This is a genomic window from Nocardiopsis alborubida, assembly GCF_012396365.1.
Taxonomy (GTDB): Bacteria; Actinomycetota; Actinomycetes; order Streptosporangiales; family Streptosporangiaceae; genus Nocardiopsis; species Nocardiopsis alborubida.
Window position 1 is genome coordinate 47,197 of record NZ_JAAXPG010000026.1, and the last position, 21,678, is coordinate 68,874.

The window sequence follows — 21,678 nt, forward strand, 5'->3', positions numbered from 1 at the left end:
AAAGCCCCGTGGCACGACGGGGACCGCCGGGGGCCGGCCAGGCCGGCCCCCGGCGGTCCCTCGCTCGGAACACGGCCTACAGGCGGCAGGCGTAGATGTCGGTGACCAGGATGGCGCGGGCGCCGAGCTGCCACAGGTCGTCCATGATCCGCTGGGCGTCCTTGCTCGGCACCATCGACCGGACCGCGACCCAGCCCTCCCGGTGCAGCGGGGAGACCGTCGGCCCCTCCATGCCCGGGGTGAGCGCGACCGCCGCCTCCAGGCGCTCGGCGTGCACGTCGTAGTCCATCATCACGTAGTCGCGGGCGACCAGGACGCCGCGCAGACGGCGTACCAGCGTGTCGAACTTGGGGTTCTCGGGGGCCCCGCTCGGACGGATGACCACCGCCTCGGAGACCAGTATCGGCTCGCCGAAGGTCTCCATGCCCGCCTGGCGCAGGGTGGTGCCGGTGGAGACCACGTCGGCGACGACGTCGGCGACGCCGAGCTGGACGGAGCTCTCGACCGCGCCGTCCAGGTGGATGACGCGGGCGTCGACGCCCTGCTGGTCCAGGTAGGAGCGCAGGAGGCCGTCGAAGGACGTGGCGATCCGCTTGCCGTTGAGGTCGGACACCCTCATGTCGGCGCCGCCGGGCGCCGCGAAGCGGAAGGTGGAACCGCCGAAGCCCAGCGGTAGGACCTCGTCCACTGCCGCGCCGGAGTCCAGCAGCATGTCGCGGCCGGTGATGCCGGCCTGGAGGATGCCCTCGCCGACGTAGACGGCGATGTCCTTGGGGCGCAGGAAGAAGAACTCGGTGTCGTTGTCGGGGTCGATCATGACCAGGTCGCGGCTGCTCTTGCGCTGCCGGTACCCGGCCTCGCGGAGCATCTCCACGGCGGGTTCGGAGAGCTGCCCCTTGTTGGGCACGGCGATTCTCAACATGTCGGGCATGTTCACGGCTTTCTCGTGGCTGCGTGTACGGGGACGTGGCGTCGGTGGCCGGATGCGCACGGGCTGCGCGTCGGCCTACAGATGCTTGTAGACGTCCTCCAGACGCAGGCCGCGGGCCAGCATCAGGACCTGGAGGTGGTAGAGGAGCTGCGAGATCTCTTCGGCGGCCTGGTCGTCCGACTCGTACTCGGCGGCCATCCAGACCTCCGCCGCCTCCTCGACGACCTTCTTTCCGATGGCATGGACGCCGGCGTCGAGCTGGGCGACGGTCCCGGACCCCTCGGGGCGGGAACGCGCCTTCTCGGACAGCTCGGCGAACAGCTCTTCGAAGGTCTTCATGGTGTCTTTCCTCGACCGACAGATGCGCTACCAGCGTAGGCGGTCCGGCGCCCCGATGCCGCACCCTCGCGAGGATGTCTCAGCATGTGGTCGGCGGCGTGCGCCACACCGCGCCGCGCTCCGCCCGCCCCGCCCCGCTCGGGGCAGCCGCTCCCCCGGCTCCACCAGCCCCTCCCCCGCTTCACCACACCTTGCGGGCGGCGGCGCGCACGAGCGGCTTGGGGATGAAGCGCAGGAGCCCCGTGGCCGCCTTGTACTGGGCGCCGGCGACGACACTGGAGCGCCCGGCCGCCCAGGCGGCGAGGGACTCTCGCACGACCTGCTCCTTGGGGACGAACGCGAACGCGGGCAGGCCGCTCTCCTGGACGCCCCTGGTCATGTCGGTGCGCACGAAGCCCGGCAGGACCGCGGTGACGTGCACGCCGTGCTCGGCGACCTCGGCGGCCACGCTCTCGCTCCACAGGGACACGAACTTCTTCCCGGCCCCGTACACCGAGCCGCCGGGGTTGGCGGTGATCTCGCCCGCGACGGAGGAGAGATTGACGACGCCGAGCCTGGTCCGGCCCGGAACGGTCCCGCGGCGGGCGATCTGCACCGGCAGGACGGCGCGGGTCAGCTGGAGGACCGCGCGCACGTTGAGGTCGAGCATGGCGTCGATCTCCGAGGGCTCCTGCTCGGTGAAGGGGCCGCCGTCGCCACGACCGGCGTTGTTGACGAGCAGGTCCACGGGGGCCTCGTCGCCGCTGCCGTCGGCCGACAGGCGCTTGGCGACGAGCGAGAGGCCCTCGTCGGTGCCGAGGTCGGCGGGCAGGGGCTGGACGCCGACCCCGTAGCGTCCGCCGATCTCCTCGGCGAGGGCCTCCAGGAGCTCGCCCCGGCGGGCGACGAGGACGAGGGAGTAGCCGCGCTCGGCGAGCCTGCGGGCGTACTCCTCCCCGATCCCGGTGGAGGCTCCGGTGACCAGCGCGGTCCGGGGATGGGCGGGGGTCTCGGAGGTGCTGGCCGCTTCGCTCATCCTCCCAGGGTAGGCCGTCACCGGCCGCACGGACAGAGGCCCCGGCGGACGGCGGAGCGGCGCGCGCGCACGGTCGCGGCCCGCCCCGCGCCCCCGTCGGGGCCGAAGTTCCCCTTTGCGCGGTGGGTATGGACACACACGGTTTCACCTGGGTTTTCCCCGAACGCGGCCGTGCCGACTCCCTTCGGGGAGGGGTGAGGCGTTAGCGTGCGTGTATGTCCGAGACCCACAGCCCTGCCGGACCCCTCTCCTCCCTGAGGTTGGACGAGCGCCTGCGTGACACCCGACTGTTCTTCAGCCAGGCGCTGCGCACCTTCCACGCCACCGGTTCCATCCTCCCCAGCAGCGGTGCGCTGGCGCGTGCGATGGCCGAGTACGTCCGACGCCGACCCGAACCCGACCGCCCGCTGCGCATCCTGGAGGCCGGAGCCGGGACCGGCGCGATCAGCCGCGGGATCGCCGCCGCGATGCAGCCGGGGGACACCCTGGACCTCGTGGAGGCCAACCCCGAGTTCGCCGCCCATGTGGAGGGACTGCTCGGGACCGACCCGGTCATGTTGCGGGTCGCCGACGACTCCCGCGTGCACGCCAAGCTCGTCAACGACATGGGCACCGAGCGGTCCTACGACGTGATCGTGTCGGGCCTGCCGTTCGCGAACTTCACCGTCGACGCCGTCCGGGAGATCCTGGACTACTACTTCGAGGTGCTCGAACCGGGCGGGACCCTGTCCTTCTACGGGTACCTGTACACGAAGGAGGTCAAGGCGGTCATCGCCCGCCGCGAGGACTACCTGCGCCAGGCCCGCACGAGCTGGCTGGTCCAGGAGTGGATCGACCGCTACGGCGTCGGCTCCGAGAAGGTGTTCGCCAACGTCCCGCCCGCGTGGGTGCACCACCTGCGCAAGCCGGGGAAGGACTGAGCCTCCCCTCCCCCCCAGCCGACGGTCCGGGCCCGCCACACGCGTGGCGGGCCCTCGTGCGTTCGCCCTGAGGGGCGCGCCCCTCAGGCCAGCGCGGTCCGGATGAGGCTGTCCAGCAGCTCGGGGTAGTCCAGGCCCGCCGCCCGCCAGATCTGGGGGTACTGCGAGTGCGCGGTGAACCCGGGCAGGGTGTTGACCTCGTTGACGACGGGTTCGGTGCCCCCGCGCAGGAAGAAGTCCACGCGCAACAGGCCCGAGCAGCCGACCGCCTCGAACACGCCCAGGGCGAGTTCGCTCAGCTGAGACTGGATCTCGACCGGCAGGTCGGCGGGGATGTCGAAGACCGCGTCGCCCCCGTACTTGGTGTCGTAGTCGAAGAAGCGGTCCGCCTCCGCGACCCGGATCTCCAGCGGCGGCCCGGCCTTGAGCGCGCCGTCGGGCAGCTCCAGGACGGCCAGGTCGACCTCGCGGCCGACGACGGTCTCCTCCACCAGCACCTTGGTGTCGAACTCCCGCGCGGTCTTGACGGCTGCCTCCAGCTCCGACCAGTCGCCGACCCGCGTCACCCCCAGGCTGGAGCCGCTGCGCGCGGGCTTGACGAACACGGGCAGCCCCAGCTCGGCGCGCTCCCGCGGCGAGACCTCGTCGTCCGGTCCGCGCAGCACCACGTCCCGCGCGACCGGCAGGCCCGCCGCGCGCAGCAGCGTCTTGGTGGTGGCCTTGTCCATCCCCGCGGCGCTGGCGAGCACGCCGTTGCCCACGTACGGGACGCCCAGGAGTTCGAGCATCCCCTGGATCGTGCCGTCCTCGCCGTAGGGGCCGTGGATGACGGGGAAGACCACGTCCACCCCGCCCATCGCCACGATCGCGTCTCCCAGGCCGTCGCCCGTGCGCCGCTTCCCCTCGCCCTCGGGCTCGGCGGTCAGGGCCAGCAGGCGCTCACCGTCCAGCGCGGCGGGGTCGTCGGTGTCGGTGCCCACCACCCACGCCCCGGCGCGCGTGATCCGCACAGGGACGACCTCGTACCGGTCGCGGTCCAGGTGGGCGAGGACCGACATTGCCGACGCGCACGAGACGTCGTACTCCCCGTTGCGCCCACCGAAGACGACGGCGACGCGTGTCCTTGCCTCAGGCACTCGATATCTCCTTGCTCTGCTCGCGCGGCAGGGGCCGCGCCAGGTCCTGGTGGAGGCGGGGCACGCGAGCGCCCACGCCGGTGAGAATCTCGTGGGGGATGGTTCCGGCCCAGTCGGCCCACTCCTCGACGGTGGGCTCGCCCCGGTCGCCGGGGCCGAACACGACCACCTCGTCGCCCTCGCGCACGTCCATGCCGCCGACGTCGACCACGAACTGGTCCATGGCGATGCGTCCGGCCACGGGGCACCGCCGTCCGGCGATCCACACGTAGGCCCGGTCCCCCGCCGCCCGGGGGACGCCGTCGGCGTAGCCGAGCGGGACGAGGGCGAGCAGGCTCTCGCGCGAGGTGGTGTAGGTGTGGTGGTAGCTGACGCCCGTCCCCGCGGGGACCCGGCGGACCATGGCCACCCGGGCGCGCAGGGTCATGGCCAGGCGCAGGCCGAAGCGCCTGCCCTCGACGGGCTCCACCCCGTAGAGGCCCACACCCGCCCGGACCAGGTCGAAGTGCGTGGCGGGCTCGTTGAGGATCGCGGCCGTGTTGGCCAGGTGCCGCAGCGACGGGTCGAGTCCGGCCGCGCGCGCCTGGGAGACCGCCCTCTCGAAGGCGGTGACCTGCTGGGCGGTGGTCGCCGCGCCGGGCAGGTCGGCGGAGGCCAGGTGCGACCAGACGCCGCGCACCCGGACCAGACCGTCCAGTTCCAGCACGCGGGCCAGTCCGACCAGGCCGGGCCAGGCGTCCGGCGGCGCACCGTTGCGGCTGAGCCCGGTGTCGGCCTTGAGGTGGACGTGCGCGACACGGCCCGTGCGCACGGCTGCGTCGGCCACGGCGCGCAGGTGGCTGACCGAGGGGACGGACAGGTCCACGTCGGCGGCAACGGCGGAGTCGAAGTCCTGGTCCGCGCGGTGCAGCCAGCACAGCACGGGGGCGCGCAAACCGGCGCGGCGCAGGGCGAGCGCCTCCTCCAGGGAGGTCACACCCAGCCAGGTCGCTCCGGACTCCAGGGACGCGCGGGCGACCTCCACGGCCCCGTGGCCGAAGCCGTTCGCCTTGACGACGGCAAGAATTTCGGAATTGGTCCGCTTTGCCATGAACCGTACATTGTGGGCGATCGCGCTTATATCGATGAGGGCCTCACCCAGAGGTGAGGCCGGGTGTCCGGGGAGGTGGAGCGAGTGCTCCCCGGGGTCGGTCGACGGCATGACCAAAAAGTAGACACGACGCGCTGTGAACAGAGTGTGAGCGCCCCCCTCGTCACGTCCCACGGAACGCCCGCCGAGCGCGGAGGGAGAAGGAAGAGCGTATGAGGGTCTTGGTCGTGGACCACGGAGAGGACCCCGCACAGCCGACCGCCTCGTGGTTGCGGGCGGCCGGTTTCGCCGTGGACACCGCCCCGGACGGGGAGACGGCGCTGTACAAGCTCGCCGTCAACGAGTACGGGGTCATGCTTCTCGAACGGGCGCTGCCGGGGCTGAGCGGGAACGAGGTGTGCCGCGCGGCCACCGCCCTGCACGGTCAGGTGCGGGTTCTCATGGTGAGTTCCCCCACCAGCCCGAAGGAGCGGCTCGCCGGTTTCGAGCTGGGCGCCGACGACTACCTCACCAGGCCCCTCGACCGCGAGGAGATGATCGCCCGGGTCCGCGCCCTGGCCCGGCGACCCGGCCGGGCCGACCCGCCGGTCCTGGAGCGGTCGGGCCTGCGGCTCAACTCCACCCGCTACGAGGCCTCCCGCAACGGCAGGCCCCTGCACCTGTCGCCCAAGCAGTTCGGGGTGCTGGAGGAGCTGCTGCGCGCCGACGGCGCCCCGGTGTCGGCGGAGGCGCTGCTGGAGAGGGTGTGGGACGAGAACATCGACCCGTTCACCACGATCGTGCGCGTCACCATCCGCTCCCTGCGGCGCAAGCTGGGCGCCCCGAACCCCATCCAGACCGTGCCCCGCGTGGGTTACCGGCTGATGTGACCCGGATCCCGGGCGGTGACCTGAGCCCGTCGCCGCGCACCGACGTGTCCCATCGCACGTCCCGCGCCGCCGGAGCACACGCGATTCCCCTCCTCCGCCCGGATCCTTCGCGACGGTGGGTGATCACGGGCTCGCCCGGATCGGGATAAGCGGCCTTTGCCCTCTTTTGCGACCCATTCGTGACCTGCATCACCGGAAACTGAGGTCGCAGGTACGGGTGAGACGCGGGTAGTCTCGCGTTGACTTCTTGCGGACCGGATCTTTGCGTTCGGCACCACCTCTCGCCCGCACACACGTGAAGAGCTCCTGAGGATCCCTCTGACGTCCCCGGAAGTCCCATCCCACGCCACAAGCCCTGGGCTCACCTTTGTGCACACCCATATCAGAGTGAACCAGCAGCATGCGTGCGGAGTCCTACAGATCATCCGATTCCCCAGGTCAACGCGGACCAACGGAGGAGGCAGCGTGACGGTCACCCAAGCGGTCGAAGCGGTTCCGGGCGTCCCGGAGGACACCGCTCCCGCGCTCATGCCCGTGGACGTCAGACAACGCGTCTCCGCCCTCGCCAGGACCTCACGGCTCCTGGTCGCCTGCGACTACGACGGCGCGCTCTCCACGGTCGACCCGGCCGACCGGCGCCCGCTGCCCGAGGCGCTGCGCGCGCTGCGCGACCTGGCCGACTTGCCCGGAACCGTGTGCGCGGTCATCTCCGGCCGCCCCCTGCGCGACCTGGCCGCGCTCTCGCGCCTGCCCGCCGAGGTGCGCCTCGTGGGCGCCCACGGCACCGAGTTCGACACCGACGTGACCATCGACCCCGCCCACCGCTCCGCCGACTCCCCCTCGGACAAGGCCGCCGCCCTGGAGCTGCTGCGCGACCAGGTCGAGGCCACCGCCATCCTCTACATCGGCGGCGGCGAGGGCGAGGAGCCCGTCTTCATGCGGCTGACCGGCGCCGACGCGGGCGTGCGGGTCGGCGAGGGGCCCACCGTGGCCTCCCACCGCGTGGCCGACACCCCGACCGCCGCGGCCCTGTTGTCCGCGCTGGCCGCCGAGCGCCGCTTCTGGGTCTTCGGCGAGCGCCCCACTCCCATCGAGCGCATGTCGATGCTCTCCAACCAGGGCTCCGTGGCCCTCGTCGGCCCGGACGCGCGCCTGCTGTGGTTCTGCCACCCCGAGCCCGACTCGAACGCCGTGTTCGCCGAGGTCCTGGGCGGCCGTCAGGCGGGCGTGTTCGCCGTCGCCCCCGCCCACGGCGGCCGCCCGCTGGGCCAGCGCTACCTGCCCGGCACCATGACCGTGCGCACCCGCTGGTCTCGCATGGACGTCACCGACTACCTCGCCCACGGCACCCCGCAGGGGCGCACCGACCTGGTCCGGGTGATCAGCGGCGTCACCCCGGCCACGGTGGAGTTCGCCCCCCGGCCCGACTTCGGCCGCGTGCCGGTGCGCATCACCCCCCAGGAGGACGGCCTGCTCGTGGAGGGCGCCGACTTCCCGATGGCCCTGTACTCGCCCGGTGTGGAGTGGGAGATCGACCACGACGGCGTCTCCGACCTCGCCCGCGCGGTCGTCCACCCGCGCTCGGAGCAGCCCGTGGTGCTGGAGCTGCGCTGCGGCACCGACTCCCTCGTGCGCGGCACGCTGCCCGAGTCCGAGCGCCAGCGGACGTCCGGCGAGCACTGGTCGCACTGGCTCGACGGGCTCACCCTGCCCGACACCGCCCAGCAGCTGGCGGCGCGCTCCGCGCTCACCCTGCGCGGCCTGTGCACCCCGTCCGGGGGCGTGATGGCCGCCGCGACCACGTCGCTGCCCGAGGAGATCGGCGGCGTCCGCAACTGGGACTACCGGTACTGCTGGCTGCGCGACGGCGCCCTGACCGTGCAGTCGCTGGTCTCCCTGGGCTCGACCGCCGAGGCCGAGGAGTTCCTGGACTGGGTGCACCGGGTCGTGGACTCGCTGCCCGGCCCGGAGCTGCTGCGCCCGCTGTACTCGCTGCGGGGCACCAACCTGGGCCCGGAGGAGGTCGTCGAGTCGCTGTCCGGGTACGCGGGCTCGCGGCCGGTGCGGATCGGCAACCTGGCCGACCACCAGGTGCAGCTGGACGTGTTCGGCCCCGTCGTGGAGCTGATCGAGAAGCTGTCCTCGGTGCGCGGCACCCTGGCCGACCGCGACTGGGACCTGGTCCGGTCGATGGCCGAGGCGGTCGCCCGCCGCTGGCACGAGCCCGACCACGGCATCTGGGAGGAGCGCGACGAGCCCCGTCAGCGCGTCTACTCCAAGGTGATGTGCTGGGTGACCCTGGACCGCGCCGTCGCCCTGGCCCGCGCCTACGGCCGCGAGGTGGACCCGTCCTGGTCGGACCTGCGCGACGGCATCGCCGCCGAGGTGCTGGACAAGGGCTGGAACGAGGAGGCGCAGGCCTTCACCACCGCCTACGACGGCACCGACCTGGACGCCGCGTCCCTGCACATCGGCCTGTCCGGCCTGATCGACCCGGCCGACGAGCGCTTCCAGGCCACCGTGACCGCCGTGGAGGCGGAGCTGCGCAGCGGCCCGACCGTGTACCGGTACCACCGCGACGACGGCCTGCCGGGCGGCGAGGGCGGCTTCCACCTGTGTACCGCGTGGCTGATCGAGGCGTACCTGCTGACCGGCCGCCGCGCGGAGGCGGACGAACTGTTCAAGCACCTGGTGGACTGCGCCGGACCGACCGGGCTCATCCCGGAGGAGTTCGACCCGGTCACCGAGCGGGCGCTGGGCAACCACCCGCAGGCGTACTCGCACCTGGGCCTGATCCGCTGCGCGCAGCTGCTCGACCGCCTCTGAGTCCTGCCGGGGCGCCCGTGGGCGCCCGCCCCGGCCTGTGAGGGCCGTGGGAGCGCGCCCACGGACGTTCCGCCCGCCAACGGACGGATCCGCGGCGTTCGGCGGGGCCGTTCAGTGACCGGTGGAACCCGTCTGGCCGGGGTGGCCGCCGGGGCCCGGATAGCCGCCCTGGCCGGGGTGACCGCCCTGGAGGGGCTGGTGACCGGGATCGGTCACGCGGAACCACTCCTTAGCGCTCTCGGTCCGGATGAGGATCAGGATGACCGCCATCAGGACTATGCCCAGGGCCGGGTTGGAGGAGTCGGTGAGCAGGTTGAGGAGCGCGCTGGCGAATCCCAGGGCCACGACCACGAGCACGAGCGTGCGCGCCCTGGCCCCGCCCTTCCCCAGGGCGATGGCGACGTAGACCTCGAAGGCCGTGAGGGCGAGGCCGTAGAGCAGGATGGCGGTGAGCCCGCCCACCCCCATGCCCATCTCCGCCTCGACCTGCGCGCTGGGCAGGCTGACGACGGCCAGGAGGCCGAACAGGGCCAGGGAGTAGAGGACGGCGGCGAGCACGATCCTGATGATGAGGATGACGCGGACCGCCTTGAGCGGACCGGGCATCGGGGGTGCGGGAGCGTAGGGGTTCACGGGGGAGACGCCTTCCCGGTCGGGGCCGTGCGCGGGACGAGGGATGTTTCGGACCTACGACTTGCGCGGGGGGAGAACGGTTCCCTCCCGGGCGGAACCCGTGCCCCGCCCGCGCCGGCGCCGCGGGCGGCTCCCAGGGGACGTGAGCCGCCCGCGGCGCCGAGGGGCGGTGTGGGGGGCCTCCTCCCCCTGCTCCGCGGCCCGACCGTCGTTTCCCGACGCGCGGATCCAGTCGGACACACGGACCCCGCCGGAAGCGCGAGCACCACCGCGGACACCGGCCTCACCGGGCAGGCGAGCCCCGCCGTGAACACCGGCCTCACCGGAAGCGCGGGCCCTCCTCCAGGCGTTCGCGCACGTCCGGCCACTCGTTGCGCAGCACCGAGTAGTACACGGCGTCCCGACGGCGCCCGCCCGGCATGACGTTGTAGCTGCGCAGGACCCCCTCCTCCGTGGCGCCGATGGAGCGCAGGCCGCGACGGGCCCGTTCGTTGAGCACGTCGGTCTTGAACTCGATCCGCTCGGCGCCCATCTCCTCGAAGGCGTGCCGCAGCAGCAGGTACTTGGACCAGTGGTTGACCCCCCGGCCCCGGAAGTCGCGCCCCAGCCAGGAGCTGCCGATCTCCAGCCGCAGGTCGGTCTCGGACATGTGCCCGTAGCTCATGCTGCCCGCGACGCGCCCGCTCGCCTTGTCGGTGATGGTGAACGTGGAGCGCTGGCCGCCGTCGCTGGCGGCCAGGTAGGAGTAGAAGAACCGGACGAAGCTCGCCTCGTCGTCCACACGGGCCACGAAGTACGTCCAGATGTCGGAGTCCAGGGCCTGTTCACGCCATCCCTCGCGGTCCGTCTCCACCAGGGGGGTGAGCAGCACGTGCTCGTTCTCCAACCGGACACGCGACTGCTCGGACCACGACATGGGCACTCCTCCGGTGTACGGCGTTATGTCCGTTGCGGATTGTAGTGTCGCCCCACGGACCGCCCGTCGAGTGGGGTACCCCACACAGCGGCCGCCGCTCCGCCCGGGGCGAACCGGACCGCCCCGCGCGCCCCCGCCCTGTCGGAGCCGGTGGGTAGTGTGACCCCCCACTGACCGGTAATCCTGGAGGAACCGAGCGATGGCCGCCACCGACACCGTTCTCTCCCGGCGCGCGCTCAACCGCGCCACCCTCGCCCGCCAGTTCCTCCTCCGGCGCGTGGACCGGCCGGTGACCGAGGTCGTCGCCCACCTGGTCGGCCTCCAGGCCCAGACCACGCACACCTGGTACGTCGGGCTCCAGAACCGGATCGAGGACCCGTCCCCCGAGGACGTCGGCCGCCAGCTCACCGACGGCGAACTCGTCCGCGCCACACTCATGCGCGGCACCCTGCACCTGGTCACCCCGGAGGACTTCCGCGCGCTGCGCCCCACGGTCCAGCCCGTCATCACCAGCGGTCTGGCGCACAGCAGCCACGGGAGGGCCACCGCCGGGATCGACCTGGACGCCGTGGTGGACGCCGGGCGCGCCCTGCTGCTGAAGGAGCCGCTCACCACCGGCGAGCTGGGCGCGCACCTGGCCGAGCGGTGGCCCGGGATCCCCGGCGACGACCTGTCCTACGCGGTGCGCTCCCTGCTGCCCCTCGTCCAGATCCCCCCGCGCGGGGTGTGGGGCTCCTCCGGTCCACCCGCGTTCGCCCCCGCCGACACCTGGACCGGACTGCCCATGGACGCCGAACCCGATCCGGAGGCGCTCGTACTGCGTTACCTGGCCGCGTTCGGACCGGCCACCGTGAAGGACGTTCAGGCGTGGTCGGGGCTGACCCGGCTGCGCGCGGTGGTCGACCGCCTGCGCGAGCGGCTCGTGTCCCTGCGCGGCGAGGACGGCGCCGAGCTGTTCGACCTCCCCGACGCCCCGCGCCCCGGTCCGGACGTCCCGGCTCCCGTCCGCTTCCTCTACGACTTCGACAACGTGCTGCGCGGCCACGCCGACCGCAGCCGGATGCTCTCCGCCGAGGACCTGGGGCGGCTCGCCTCCCGCAACGGGATGCCGCCCGCCACGGTGCTCGTGGACGGCGAGGTGCGCGGCTCCTGGAAGGTGGTCCGCGCCAGGGGGACGGCGGCCGTGGAGGTGACGCCGTTCCGGCCGTTCGGGGCCGCCGACCGCGACGAGGCGGAGGCCGAGGGGCTGCGGCTGCTGGGTTTCCTGGCACCGGAGCGCGACGGGCACGAGGTCCGGTTCGCGGCGCCCGCCTGACCGCCGCCCGCCCCGGGACACACGGACCAGTCCGTTTTGCCGGGATTCTTTTGATGCCCGGCTTCGACGCATGTGACCGGACCACGGACACTACGTGTGGGTATGGAAGGATTCACAGGTGACCGATGAGTTCCGTGCCGCGTTCCAACGCGTGCTCGACACCGCAGCCAGCCAGGCACCCGCGTTTCCGGCGGCCGTGCACGACGTGTTCCGGCTGTCCTCCCAGGTGCCCGTCGAAGAACTCGCCATCGCCATGGAGGCGCTGGCCCCGGTTCTGGGCGACAGCGAACCGGTCGCCGGGATCGCGGCCGACCTCGCCGTCCTGGCCGGTGCCCTCGTGGAGGCCGGAGCGCCCGCGGGACAGGTGGGGCTGGAGGTACTGCGCCAGCTCGGAAGTTACGGTCAGGCCGCAGTGGCCTTCATGCACGCGTGGGACAAGACCGGCGGCGGACAGCTGCCCGCGCCCAACGACGTGTCGGCGGCCGACGAGCAGCGCGTCGAGGAGGTCCTCGGGGACAACGCCCCGCTGGCCACCGTGGGCTGGTGGACGTCCCTGCGCTACGGGCTGGCCGCCAAGGCCATGCTGGGCGACCCCGAGGTGCGGGCGGCCGTGCGCGCCGACTCCAGCGCGCTGGAGGGGCTGACCCAGATCGTGCACGCGCTGTCCACGCAGCTCAGCGAGTTCGTCGAGGTGAACGAGCTGCTGCGGATGGCGGAGGCGGGCACGCTCCTGGTGCTGGACCGGACCTCGCGCCGGGGCTTCCGGGTGCGCTTCGACGGGATCGGCGACAACTTCCAACTGCACACGCTGCTCGCGGACGCGCTGATCGGCAAGGAGGGACGGCTGGTGCCCGGCACCCGGCCCGACCCCCGGTGGACCGCCGCGTGCCTGGACGCGCCGGTGGACCCGCTGGCGGACGTGGTGCGCGGCGAGTGGGACCTGGTCGGCGGCGACGGCACGTGGGTGGGCAACGAGGCCTATCCCGGGGACATCCCGCTGGTCGAGGGCACGCGGGTGCTGGTGCTGGAGCCGCAGTCGCTCAGCCATTCCTGGCGCGCGGGGCGCAGACACCCGCACATCCCGGGGTCGCTGGAGGTACTGGAGGAGCTGCGCCACGAGGACGCGGCCGTGTGGTGGACGCGGATCCACCTGGCCGGTTCGGTGCGCCATCCGATGGCACCGCCGATCGAGCACGACGAGACCGGAACCCACCGGACGCAGGCGCCCCGCCACTTCGGTGTCGCCGCCCACTTCGCCGAGGTGGACTCGGGTCCGATGTCGGCCTCGTTCCGGTCGCTGGAACCGGAGACCGATGACGGGCTGTTCCCCGGGGAGTCCGATGCCGCTCCCGCGGAACCGCAGTCCCCGCCGGAGCCGTGGGGGACCTCACCGGAGGACCGGGGCGGATCCTCCGGGACCGACGCGCCCGGACCGCACCCGTGGGCCGCCGACCCGCTGCCCTCCCGCACGCGCCCGGAACCGCCGGAGGCCCCCCGGGCCGGGGACCCGATCCCGGACCCGCTCGCAGACCCGCTCGCAGACCCGCTCTCGGGTCCACAGGATCCCTGGAGCTCCGCGCGGCCGGAGGACCCCTGGAGCGCCGCGGAACCCGCCGAGCCGCTGGGCGCGTGGCGGAGCCCCGAACCCCTGGACTCCTGGACCCCCGCCGAACCCGAGGAGCGGAGGGAACAGGCCCAGCCCTGGCCCCTGGCGGCGTCGGAGAACTCCTGGAGCTCCGCCGGGCCCGCCGAGCCGCTGGGCGACTGGAGAAGCCCGACCGAACCCGGGGGACAGCCGGGGCAGGAGGGTCGGGACCAGCTCTGGAGCCCCTCGGCTTCGGAGGACCCGTTGGGCGCATGGGATCAGCCGGAGACCCCGGAGGACCGGGGAACGGCGGGCCCGTCCCATTCCCTGGACCCAGAGGACTCGGAGAACACGGCGGACGCGGAGAAGGCCGCGGACGCGGCGGACATAGCGGACTCCGGCGACGGAAGGCGCCCCGGCTCCCGTCTGCTGCCGCCCATGCCGCCGGGTGTCTCGGACAGCTGGGCCTGGGCTCCGGGCTGGAAGTGGCCCGCGCCGCCCGGTTCCTCCGACTGAGCGCGACCCGCGGCGCGGAGGCGGGCCTCCCGGCCGCGAACCGGGTACGGGCACGGGGTCGGTACGGGTCGGGTACGCCGACCCGGCTCCGGCTCCGGTGGCGCCGTATGACAGGTGTCATGCCGCGGCCCCGGCGGCTCTCACACCGACCCGGTGACTCCTGCGTCTGGGGGCGGACCTCCCCGGTCAGCCAAGCTTGGGGGTATGACGACAGTGAACAGCGACCGCCCCGACGCCGTTTCCGGATCCGGGCCGGAGCCCGCCTCCGAGCCCCGGTCCGCGTCCGGGTCCGTGACCGAGCACGCCGGTGAGGACTCCCCGCGCGCGGGCGGCGCGCCCCTGTCGGCGGAGGAGCGCGAGGCCGCCGAGAAGGAGGCGCAGAAGGAGGAGGCCCGGGCGGCCCTGCGCGCGATCAAGCCCTGGAAGGGTAAGGCGACCCGGCAGGACAAGGCGCTGTTGGCCGCCTTCGTCGGCGTTCCCCTCTTCTTCATGGCGCTGACGCCGCTGAAGCCCTTCCTGATCGCCAACCACCCGGTCCTGCTGGAGTTCGTCACCGGCAGCAACGCGGCGATCGGCGCGGCCGCGGCGTTCGCCCGGATCGGGGAGATCCCCCTGTGGCTGGTCGTGGTGGCGGGCGTCGTCGGCAAGGTGAAGATCGACTGGCTGTTCTGGTGGGTCGGCAGGCGCTGGGGCCGCGGTCTCGTCAACCTCATCGCGCCGGGGGACAGGGCACAGCGCTTCGCCGACCGGGCACAGGACATGAGCCCGTGGATCATGCCGGTCGCGCTCATCCTCGGCTACCTGCCGGGCATCCCCACCGTGTTCATCCTCGTCATCGCGGGCTGGACCGGGATGCGCCTGCTGCCCTTCCTCCTCCTGGACGCTTTCGGGGCCCTGGTCCTCACCGCGTCCGTGGCCTCCGTCGGCTACGCGGCGGGCCAGACCGGTGTCGACATCGTCCTGCTGGTCGACAGGTACGCCCTCTGGTTCACCCTGGGCATCGTCGTCGTCATGGCCTTCGTCCCCGTGTTCAAGCAGAACCGTGCGCAGAAGAGGGCCCGGGCCGCGGAGGAGGCCAGGGCCGCCGAAGGGGCCGCGGCCGCTGAGGGGTCCGAGGCGGCGCGGGATGGCGGGACGGCGCGGGGGTCCGAGGCGGCTCAGGGGAACGGAACGGCGCAGGACCCGCGGGGCTGACACCGCGGGCCGGGATCTCCCTCCGTCGAGCGCCCGGAACCCCCTGTGAGCAGGCGCTTCCACGGAAAGTACCGTGAAGGAAGCGGCTGGTCACCCACGTGCCGGGGGCACCCGGCTAGGCTGGCGTTCGGCAATCCGACAACCCGGGCAAGCCGACTGCGCTGGGTGCGTCACAAACACACTCAAGGAGATCCCGTCATGGGACAGCGACACTTCGATCTGGTGGTTCTCGGCGCGGGCCCCGGCGGCTACGTGGCCGCCATCCGCGCCGCCCAGCTCGGCCTGACGACCGCCGTCATCGAGGAGAAGTACTGGGGCGGGGTCTGCCTCAACGTGGGCTGCATCCCCTCCAAGGCGCTGCTGCGCAACGCCGAACTCGCCCACCTGTTCCAGAACGAGGCCGACTTCTTCGGCATCAAGGTCGACGGCAAGGTCGAGTTCGACTTCGGCAAGGCGCACAGCCGCAGCCGCGAGGTGGCGGACGGCCGGGTCAAGGGCGTCCACTACCTGATGAAGAAGAACAAGATCACCGAGCTGAACGGCCGGGGCACCTTCACCGACGACCACACCGTCGAGGTCAGAGGTGAGGACGGCGCCACCGAGACCGTCACCTTCGACCACGCGGTGATCGCGGCGGGCTCCTCCACCAAGCTGCTGCCCGGCACCGAGCTGTCCGAGCGGGTCGTCACCTACGAGGAGCAGATCCTCACCGACACCCTGCCGGAGAGCATCGTCATCGCCGGTGCGGGCGCCATCGGCGTCGAGTTCGCCTACGTCCTGGCCAACTACGGCGTGGACGTGACGATCGTGGAGTTCCTCGACCGCCTCGTGCCCACCGAGGACGAGGAGGTCTCCAAGGAGCTGGGCCGCGCCTACAAGAAGCTGGGCGTCAAGGTGATGACCTCCACCCGTGTGGAGTCGGTCGAGGACACCGGCGAGGGCGTGCGCGTCACCGTCAGCAGCAACGGCGGGGAACAGACCCTGGAGGCCGACAAGCTCCTCCAGGCCATCGGCTTCGCCCCCAACGTGGAGGGCTACGGTCTGGAGAAGACCGGCGTGGAGCTGACCGACCGGGGCGCGATCGGCATCGACTCCCGGGGGCGCACCAGCGTCCCGCACATCTTCGCGATCGGCGACGTCACCGCCAAGCTCATGCTGGCCCACACCGCCGAGGCCATGGGCATCGTCGCCGCGGAGACCATCGCGGGCGCCGAGACCCAGGAGATCGACTACCGGTTCATCCCGCGCGCCACCTACTGCCAGCCGCAGATCGCCAGCTTCGGCTACAGCGAGAAGGAGGCGCGTGAGGCGGGCTTCGACGTCCAGGTCGCCAAGTTCCCGTTCATGGCCAACGGCAAGGCGCACGGCCTCGGGGACACGCGCGGTTTCGTCAAGATCCTCTCCGACGGCAAGTACGGGGAGTTCCTCGGCGCGCACATGATCGGCCCGGACGTGACCGAGCTGCTGCCCGAGCTGACCCTGGCCCAGCAGTGGGACCTGACCGTGCACGAGGTCGCGCGCAACATCCACGCGCACCCCACGCTCAGCGAGGCGGTCAAGGAGGCCGTGCACGGCCTGGCCGGTCACATGATCAACATGTGACGCAACGGTCATCCTCGGCCCCGCCGCTCCGGGAGGACGGCGGGGCCGCGCCGTGTCCGGGGCGGGGCACGCGGCGCGGGAGGAGCGGGGCGGCACACGGCTCCGTTCGGCGCGGGCCCGTCGGCCGGACGGGCGGAGGCACCGATCGCCGGAGGCGGGCGGCGACCGCTGCCGCGAACGCTCCGGGGACTTGCTAGGTTTCGTGTGTCCCCGCCGGACCCCCACCCCGGGCTCCGGTGCTCCCCCGACCGAAAGCCATCCATGCGCCTGATCCCGTCCACTCCCCTGTCGTGCCTGGGCACGGCCGTCGTCGCCGCCGTCGTCGGAGGGTTCGTCCTCGTCGGCTTCGACGTGATCGACCTCGACGAGTTCGATATGGACCTGTCCTTCGGAGACGGCGTGGACCTGCCCTTCGGGGACGGCGAGGAGGTCCCCGAACAGGCTGCCGGAGCCTCGCCCAGCCCGGAGGAGGAGCCGGAGCAGGCCGCCCCGGAGTACGGACTGCCCGAGTCGTGCGCGGCCGCCGGCGCCGCGGAGGTGGTCGGCGACCTGGCCCCGGGCCAGGTGCTCACCGAGGAGGTCGGTGAGGTGGAGGGCGTCGACGGCGCCGAGCAGGTCGTGTGCTCGTTCAGCGACGGGAGCACCGGGCCCGGCGCGTCCTCGTTCACGCTGGTGTTCACCCTGAACGCCGACCCGAGCGCCAACCCGGACGTGGTGCGGGTGCCCGGGGAGCAGGAGCAGATGAACTGGGAGGTGGACATCGACGTGGACGTGGACACCTACCACACCGAGGAGTCCGACTCCCTGGGCGGCGACCTGGAGTACGTGGGCACCGTGGACGGCTCCAGCCGCCACCTGTACCTGACGCTGCCCGACGAGCTGTACGTCACCGCCATCGCCTACGGCGAGGAGGTGCCGCGCGAGGACCTGGAGCGGGTGGTCATGCTGGCCGCCGAGCGCATCCGGGGCTGATCCGCGGCGCGAACGACCGAGGGGGCCGCCGATCGGCGGCCCCCTCGCGTGTTCCCGGACGGTTCCGGTGTCCCCGGTGCGGTGACCGGAAGGGTTCACCGTTCCGTTCTCTTCGCCGTGATCTTGTACCTATAGCGAGCTTCGAGCGCCGACATCGGCCATAAGTACAAGATCATCGCAGGTCAGAACCCATGCCTCACACCGGCAACAGTTCCGGCCAACCCGCTAGTACTCCACGGGGATCTCCTCGAACTCACCGAACGGGCCCGCCCGCAGGGTCAGCTCCTCCACGTCCACCGGCGGCGCGGGGAAGACCGCGACCAGGCTGTAGGTGTTGTCGGGCTGGAGCGTGTGGACCTCCTCGGCGAAGCTGCTGTAGCGTCCCTCGCCGAAGTCCATCTGGGCCACGTAGCGCACCAGGCCGCTCTCCGGCTCCAGCAGCTGGAAGCCGCCGAGCGTGCCCTTGTTGAACTGCTCGGGGCCGCCCGCCTGGACGGCCTCCTGCCCGCCCATGTCGGGCATGGTCGGCTCGTCGGTGGTGTTGGTCAGCGCCACGGTGCCGATGACGTACGCGCCGTCGCGGCGCAGCGGGTAGACCTCCAGGCGCACCCCGTCCAGCTCGCCCTCGGCCACCACGGACCCCGGGTCGTCGTCGTAGGGCGCGGGCCAGGTGACGTTGCGCTGGGCGGCGCCCAGACCGTCGTCGTCGTACTCCTCTTCCTCCGTGGCGGCCACGGTGGTGTTGAAGACGTAGGAGAACTCCACGCGCCGGTTGCGCGCCCGCGCCTCGTCGTCGTCGGGGCCGCCCTCCCGGGCGATCGGCTCGTGCTCGCCGCGGCCCTCCACCTCAAGGGTGTAGTCGGTGCCCAACTCCTCGGCGAGCAGGTCGCGCACGCTCTCGGCCCGCTGCACCGACAGGTTGTCGTTGTAGGCGTCGTCGCCGATGCTGTCGGTGTGGCCGATGACGGTGATGACGGGCTCGTCGGGGTCGACGTTCCGGGCCAGGCTGGTGGCCGCGCGGCGCACCACGTCCTCGGCCTCGGAGGTCAGGTCCGAGCGGTCGAACTCGAACATGACGTCGGAGTGCAGGGAGATGATCTCCCGGTCGCCGTCGCGGGTGGTGGAGGCGATCTCGGAGTCCACGAAGCTCTGCACCCATCCCTCGTCGGCCACCGCGTCCCCGTCCGGACGGCGGTTGGCGAAGGTGAGGCTCTCCCCGCTCGGCGGCGGGTTGTCCGGGGTGAGGTGGTCGGCCCCGTTGGGGTCCTGCGGGTCGGCCCGCTCCTCCTCCACGTCCACGACCGGGATTCCGGTCATGGCCCCGAGTCCGCTGCCGACGAACGTGACCTGCCCGACCTCGTCGGGCAGGCGCGGGAAGTAGCGCACGTACTCGTTGGTGACCCCGTCGTGGACCGGGTAGAGGCCGTCCTGGTTGGGGCTCTCGGAGCCGTACTTGAGGCCCTCCTCGTCCAGGAACTCCCGGTAGACGCGGCCGGTGAGCGGGTCGACCAGGGTGTGGGCCATGCTCATGTTCCGGTTGGGTCCGGTGAACTCGTCGAGGTAGGTGACCTCGTAGTACATGACGGTGTAGTCATCGGTGCGCTCCAGGCCGGTGACGGCGAATCGCATCTCGTTGTCCCGACCGGTGTCCTGGAAGATGCGGCCCTCGCGGACGTAGGGGAACTCCTCCCTGACCTCGGGAGGGCCCGACGCGTCTCCGAAGGTCTCGGACCACCAGTCGGACACCCCCTCGGTGACCGTACAGCCGCTGAGCAGGAGGCTGCCCGAGACCGCCAGCGCGACCAGGGGTAGGGGCGACTTCCTCGCCATGTGGGGGAACTCCGATCGTTGAGGAGACGTACGGGCAACATCCTCCTGCACGCGCGGGGCGGAACCGACCGCCCTGCCCCCTGTTGGCGGGTTACGTCCGCCTGGCGGGCGGCGCCCCCGCGCGGGGGCGCCCGGTCCGCGCGGGAGCCCCGGACGGGCGGCGGCCGACGAGGACCGCTCCGGCGACGGTCGACGGCACCATGTCGTCGCAGGTCACGGCCTTCTCCATACGGATCGAAAAAAATCTCCGGCAAACACCCATCCGCACCCGCGTCGGCCCCGAATGACCGACGTGACCACCGAGACACGCGGGAACACCCCGCCACGCGACAGGCGACGGGTCGTCGTCGGGTCAGTCGTGGGGCTGCTCACGGTCGGCGCCTCACTGGGTGCCGCCGAGCTGGCCGCAGGACTCCTCCGAACCGTGTCTCCGGTGATCGCCGTCGGCGACACGGTCGTCGACATCGCACCGCCCGCCCTGGTGGAGGTGGCGATCGATCTGCTGGGCAGAGCCGACAAGGTCGTGCTCGTGGCCGGCATCATCGTCGCCCTTCTGGGTGTCGGGGCCGTACTCGGCACGGCGTCGCTTCGGCGGCCCCTCGTCGGGTACACGGGGTTGGCGGTGTTCACCGCGGTCGGGCTGGCCGCCGTGCTTCCGCACCGCTCCGACGACCCGGGCGCCCCGGTGCCCGTGCTCGTCGGGGCGGTCGCGGGGGCTCTGGCCCTGGCGCTCCTGGCGCGTGGCGCGCGCGGGATGCTCCGCTCCGACCCGGACCTTGGACCACGGGGGACGGGGCCCCCGAAGACACCGGCGGGCGCGGAGGAGGTTCCTCCCCCTCCCGCGGCCGGACCGGGCCAGGGCCCGGGCAGACGCGGTTTCGTGCTGACCGCGACGGGCGTACTGGCCGTGTCCGGAACCGCCGGTGTCCTCGGGCGCCTGCTGCCGGCACTCGGCGGCGGTGCCGGCTCCCGCTCCGCCCTCGTCCTTCCCCCGGCGGCGGACCCGCTGCCGCCGCTGCCCGCCGCCACCGACCTGGGCGTTCCGGGGCTGACTCCCTTCACCACGCCCAACCGGGAGTTCTACCGGATCGACACCGCCCTCACCATTCCCCGGCTGGACTCCACCCGGTGGACGCTGAGGGTGCACGGGATGGTGGACCGCCCCTTCGAGATCGACATGGACGAACTGCTCGCCGAGGAGCTCGTCGAGGCCGACATCACCATGACGTGCGTGTCGAACCAGGTCGGCGGCGACCTCGCGGGCAACACCCGCTGGCTGGGCTTCCCCCTGGCCGACCTTCTGCGGCGCGCGGGCGTGCGGTCGGGCGCCGACCAGATCCTCAGTACCTCCGACGACGGCTGGACCTGCGGCACCCCGACCGAGGTCGTCATGGACGGGCGCGACGCGCTCCTGGCCGTGGGCATGAACGGAGAACCCCTCCCCCACGTGCACGGCTACCCGGCGCGCATGGTCGTCCCCGGCCTCTACGGGTTCGTCAGCGCCACCAAGTGGGTCACCGACGTCAAGCTGACCCGCTTCGCCGACGAGCAGGCCTACTGGGCGCAGCGCGGCTGGGCCGTGCGCGCACCCGTCAGGACCATGTCCCGCGTGGACGTGCCCGCGCCCCTGGGCCGGGTGGGCGCCGGAGAGGTCGTCCTGGCCGGAGTGGCCTGGGCGCAGCACCGCGGGATCGACGCCGTGGAGGTGCGCGTGGACGAGGGCGGGTGGCAGCGGGCCGAACTCGCCGCGGTCCCCGGCATCGACACCTGGGTCCAGTGGGTGGCCGAGACCACCGTCGAACCCGGCCAGCACTCGGTCGAGGTCCGGGCCACGGACGCCGCCGGGTTCACCCAGCCCGCCGAACGGGTGGACCCCGTCCCCAACGGTGCCACCGGCTGGCACAGCATCCGGTTCACCGCCGAGTAGACGTACCCCTCAACCAGCACCGACGCAAGTCGGTGACGTGAGCAAGCAGAAGTTAACCGAGT

Annotated in this window: 17 protein-coding genes; 9 read left to right on the plus strand and 8 right to left on the minus strand. The window is 72.4% G+C overall.

The window, feature by feature from the left end; translation table 11 throughout:
* Positions 1-76: 76 nt before the first annotated feature.
* The 3 genes from hisG to HGB44_RS23865 all read right to left on the minus strand — a co-directional run bounded on the left by hisG (position 77) and on the right by HGB44_RS23865 (position 2,285).
* The gene (hisG, locus tag HGB44_RS23855) at positions 77-931 is read right to left on the minus strand and encodes an ATP phosphoribosyltransferase (RefSeq protein ID WP_061081523.1); all 855 of its coding nucleotides are present in this window, start codon (positions 929-931) and stop codon (positions 77-79) included.
* A 75-nt stretch (positions 932-1,006) separates the two neighbouring features.
* Complete coding sequence (locus tag HGB44_RS23860) at positions 1,007-1,270, minus strand: phosphoribosyl-ATP diphosphatase (RefSeq protein ID WP_013156366.1); 264 nt, start codon at positions 1,268-1,270, stop codon at positions 1,007-1,009.
* A 181-nt stretch (positions 1,271-1,451) separates the two neighbouring features.
* On the minus strand, positions 1,452-2,285 hold the full coding sequence (locus HGB44_RS23865; protein WP_061081496.1) for an SDR family NAD(P)-dependent oxidoreductase: 834 nt from the start codon (positions 2,283-2,285) through the stop codon (positions 1,452-1,454).
* 215 nt (positions 2,286-2,500) lie between these two features.
* Between HGB44_RS23865 and HGB44_RS23870 the strand changes: the two genes are divergently transcribed.
* A complete protein-coding gene (locus tag HGB44_RS23870) occupies positions 2,501-3,205 on the plus strand; it encodes a class I SAM-dependent methyltransferase (protein ID WP_061081495.1) in 705 nt (234 codons plus the stop codon).
* 83 nt (positions 3,206-3,288) lie between these two features.
* Here the strand turns inward: HGB44_RS23870 and HGB44_RS23875 are convergent, their stop codons facing one another.
* Positions 3,289-4,341: a D-alanine--D-alanine ligase family protein gene (locus HGB44_RS23875; RefSeq protein ID WP_061081494.1), complete on the minus strand. Its 1,053-nt coding sequence runs from the start codon at positions 4,339-4,341 to the stop codon at positions 3,289-3,291.
* Positions 4,334-5,542, minus strand: coding sequence for an alanine racemase (gene alr / locus HGB44_RS23880; protein ID WP_210752081.1), 1,209 nt, complete (start codon positions 5,540-5,542; stop codon positions 4,334-4,336). Before alr ends, HGB44_RS23875 begins: the two co-directional genes overlap by 8 nt.
* A gap of 101 nt (positions 5,543-5,643) precedes the next feature.
* On the opposite strand from alr, the gene HGB44_RS23885 reads away from it, so the two are divergent.
* A complete protein-coding gene (locus HGB44_RS23885; protein ID WP_061081492.1) occupies positions 5,644-6,300 on the plus strand; it encodes a response regulator transcription factor in 657 nt (218 codons plus the stop codon).
* A gap of 465 nt (positions 6,301-6,765) precedes the next feature.
* Complete coding sequence (locus tag HGB44_RS23890; protein ID WP_231972499.1) at positions 6,766-9,126, plus strand: trehalase-like domain-containing protein; 2,361 nt, start codon at positions 6,766-6,768, stop codon at positions 9,124-9,126.
* Positions 9,127-9,237: 111 nt separating this feature from the next.
* On the opposite strand, the gene HGB44_RS23895 is transcribed toward HGB44_RS23890, so the two are convergent.
* Together HGB44_RS23895 and HGB44_RS23900 are read right to left on the minus strand one after the other, a co-directional pair.
* On the minus strand, positions 9,238-9,759 hold the full coding sequence (locus HGB44_RS23895) for a hypothetical protein (protein WP_061081491.1): 522 nt from the start codon (positions 9,757-9,759) through the stop codon (positions 9,238-9,240).
* A gap of 319 nt (positions 9,760-10,078) precedes the next feature.
* A complete protein-coding gene (locus HGB44_RS23900) occupies positions 10,079-10,675 on the minus strand; it encodes a GNAT family N-acetyltransferase (RefSeq protein ID WP_061081490.1) in 597 nt (198 codons plus the stop codon).
* Between the two features lie 199 nt (positions 10,676-10,874).
* Here HGB44_RS23900 and HGB44_RS23905 point away from each other — a divergent pair, with 199 nt between their 5' ends.
* The 5 genes from HGB44_RS23905 to HGB44_RS23925 all read left to right on the plus strand — a co-directional run bounded on the left by HGB44_RS23905 (position 10,875) and on the right by HGB44_RS23925 (position 17,859).
* Positions 10,875-11,990, plus strand: a complete 1,116-nt coding sequence (locus HGB44_RS23905) for a winged helix DNA-binding domain-containing protein (RefSeq protein ID WP_061081489.1) — start codon at positions 10,875-10,877, stop codon at positions 11,988-11,990.
* A gap of 118 nt (positions 11,991-12,108) precedes the next feature.
* Positions 12,109-14,091, plus strand: a complete 1,983-nt coding sequence (locus tag HGB44_RS23910; protein WP_061081488.1) for a chromosomal replication initiator protein DnaA — start codon at positions 12,109-12,111, stop codon at positions 14,089-14,091.
* A gap of 204 nt (positions 14,092-14,295) precedes the next feature.
* Complete coding sequence (locus HGB44_RS23915; protein WP_061081487.1) at positions 14,296-15,285, plus strand: DedA family protein; 990 nt, start codon at positions 14,296-14,298, stop codon at positions 15,283-15,285.
* Between the two features lie 198 nt (positions 15,286-15,483).
* Positions 15,484-16,887 (plus strand): dihydrolipoyl dehydrogenase, encoded by a 1,404-nt coding sequence (lpdA, locus tag HGB44_RS23920; protein WP_061081486.1) that lies wholly within the window; start codon positions 15,484-15,486, stop codon positions 16,885-16,887.
* A 261-nt stretch (positions 16,888-17,148) separates the two neighbouring features.
* Positions 17,149-17,859, plus strand: a complete 711-nt coding sequence (locus tag HGB44_RS23925; RefSeq protein WP_061081485.1) for a hypothetical protein — start codon at positions 17,149-17,151, stop codon at positions 17,857-17,859.
* Between the two features lie 225 nt (positions 17,860-18,084).
* On the opposite strand, the gene HGB44_RS23930 is transcribed toward HGB44_RS23925, so the two are convergent.
* Positions 18,085-19,689, minus strand: a complete 1,605-nt coding sequence (locus tag HGB44_RS23930; protein WP_061081484.1) for an OmpA family protein — start codon at positions 19,687-19,689, stop codon at positions 18,085-18,087.
* A 283-nt stretch (positions 19,690-19,972) separates the two neighbouring features.
* Between HGB44_RS23930 and HGB44_RS23935 the strand changes: the two genes are divergently transcribed.
* The gene (locus tag HGB44_RS23935; protein ID WP_061081483.1) at positions 19,973-21,616 is read left to right on the plus strand and encodes a molybdopterin-dependent oxidoreductase; all 1,644 of its coding nucleotides are present in this window, start codon (positions 19,973-19,975) and stop codon (positions 21,614-21,616) included.
* The last annotated feature ends 62 nt before the right edge of the window (positions 21,617-21,678 follow it).

Coding starts and splice junctions, on each gene's coding strand:
- hisG (WP_061081523.1), bottom strand. CDS start 931: ATGCCCGACATGTTGAGAATCGCCGTGCCCAACAAGGGGCAGCTCTCC.
- HGB44_RS23905 (WP_061081489.1), top strand. CDS start 10,875: ATGGCCGCCACCGACACCGTTCTCTCCCGGCGCGCGCTCAACCGCGCC.
- HGB44_RS23925 (WP_061081485.1), top strand. CDS start 17,149: ATGCGCCTGATCCCGTCCACTCCCCTGTCGTGCCTGGGCACGGCCGTC.
- HGB44_RS23930 (WP_061081484.1), bottom strand. CDS start 19,689: ATGGCGAGGAAGTCGCCCCTACCCCTGGTCGCGCTGGCGGTCTCGGGC.
- HGB44_RS23865 (WP_061081496.1), bottom strand. CDS start 2,285: ATGAGCGAAGCGGCCAGCACCTCCGAGACCCCCGCCCATCCCCGGACC.
- HGB44_RS23885 (WP_061081492.1), top strand. CDS start 5,644: ATGAGGGTCTTGGTCGTGGACCACGGAGAGGACCCCGCACAGCCGACC.
- HGB44_RS23860 (WP_013156366.1), bottom strand. CDS start 1,270: ATGAAGACCTTCGAAGAGCTGTTCGCCGAGCTGTCCGAGAAGGCGCGT.
- HGB44_RS23900 (WP_061081490.1), bottom strand. CDS start 10,675: ATGTCGTGGTCCGAGCAGTCGCGTGTCCGGTTGGAGAACGAGCACGTG.
- HGB44_RS23870 (WP_061081495.1), top strand. CDS start 2,501: ATGTCCGAGACCCACAGCCCTGCCGGACCCCTCTCCTCCCTGAGGTTG.
- HGB44_RS23935 (WP_061081483.1), top strand. CDS start 19,973: ATGACCGACGTGACCACCGAGACACGCGGGAACACCCCGCCACGCGAC.
- alr (WP_210752081.1), bottom strand. CDS start 5,542: ATGCCGTCGACCGACCCCGGGGAGCACTCGCTCCACCTCCCCGGACAC.
- lpdA (WP_061081486.1), top strand. CDS start 15,484: ATGGGACAGCGACACTTCGATCTGGTGGTTCTCGGCGCGGGCCCCGGC.
- HGB44_RS23915 (WP_061081487.1), top strand. CDS start 14,296: ATGACGACAGTGAACAGCGACCGCCCCGACGCCGTTTCCGGATCCGGG.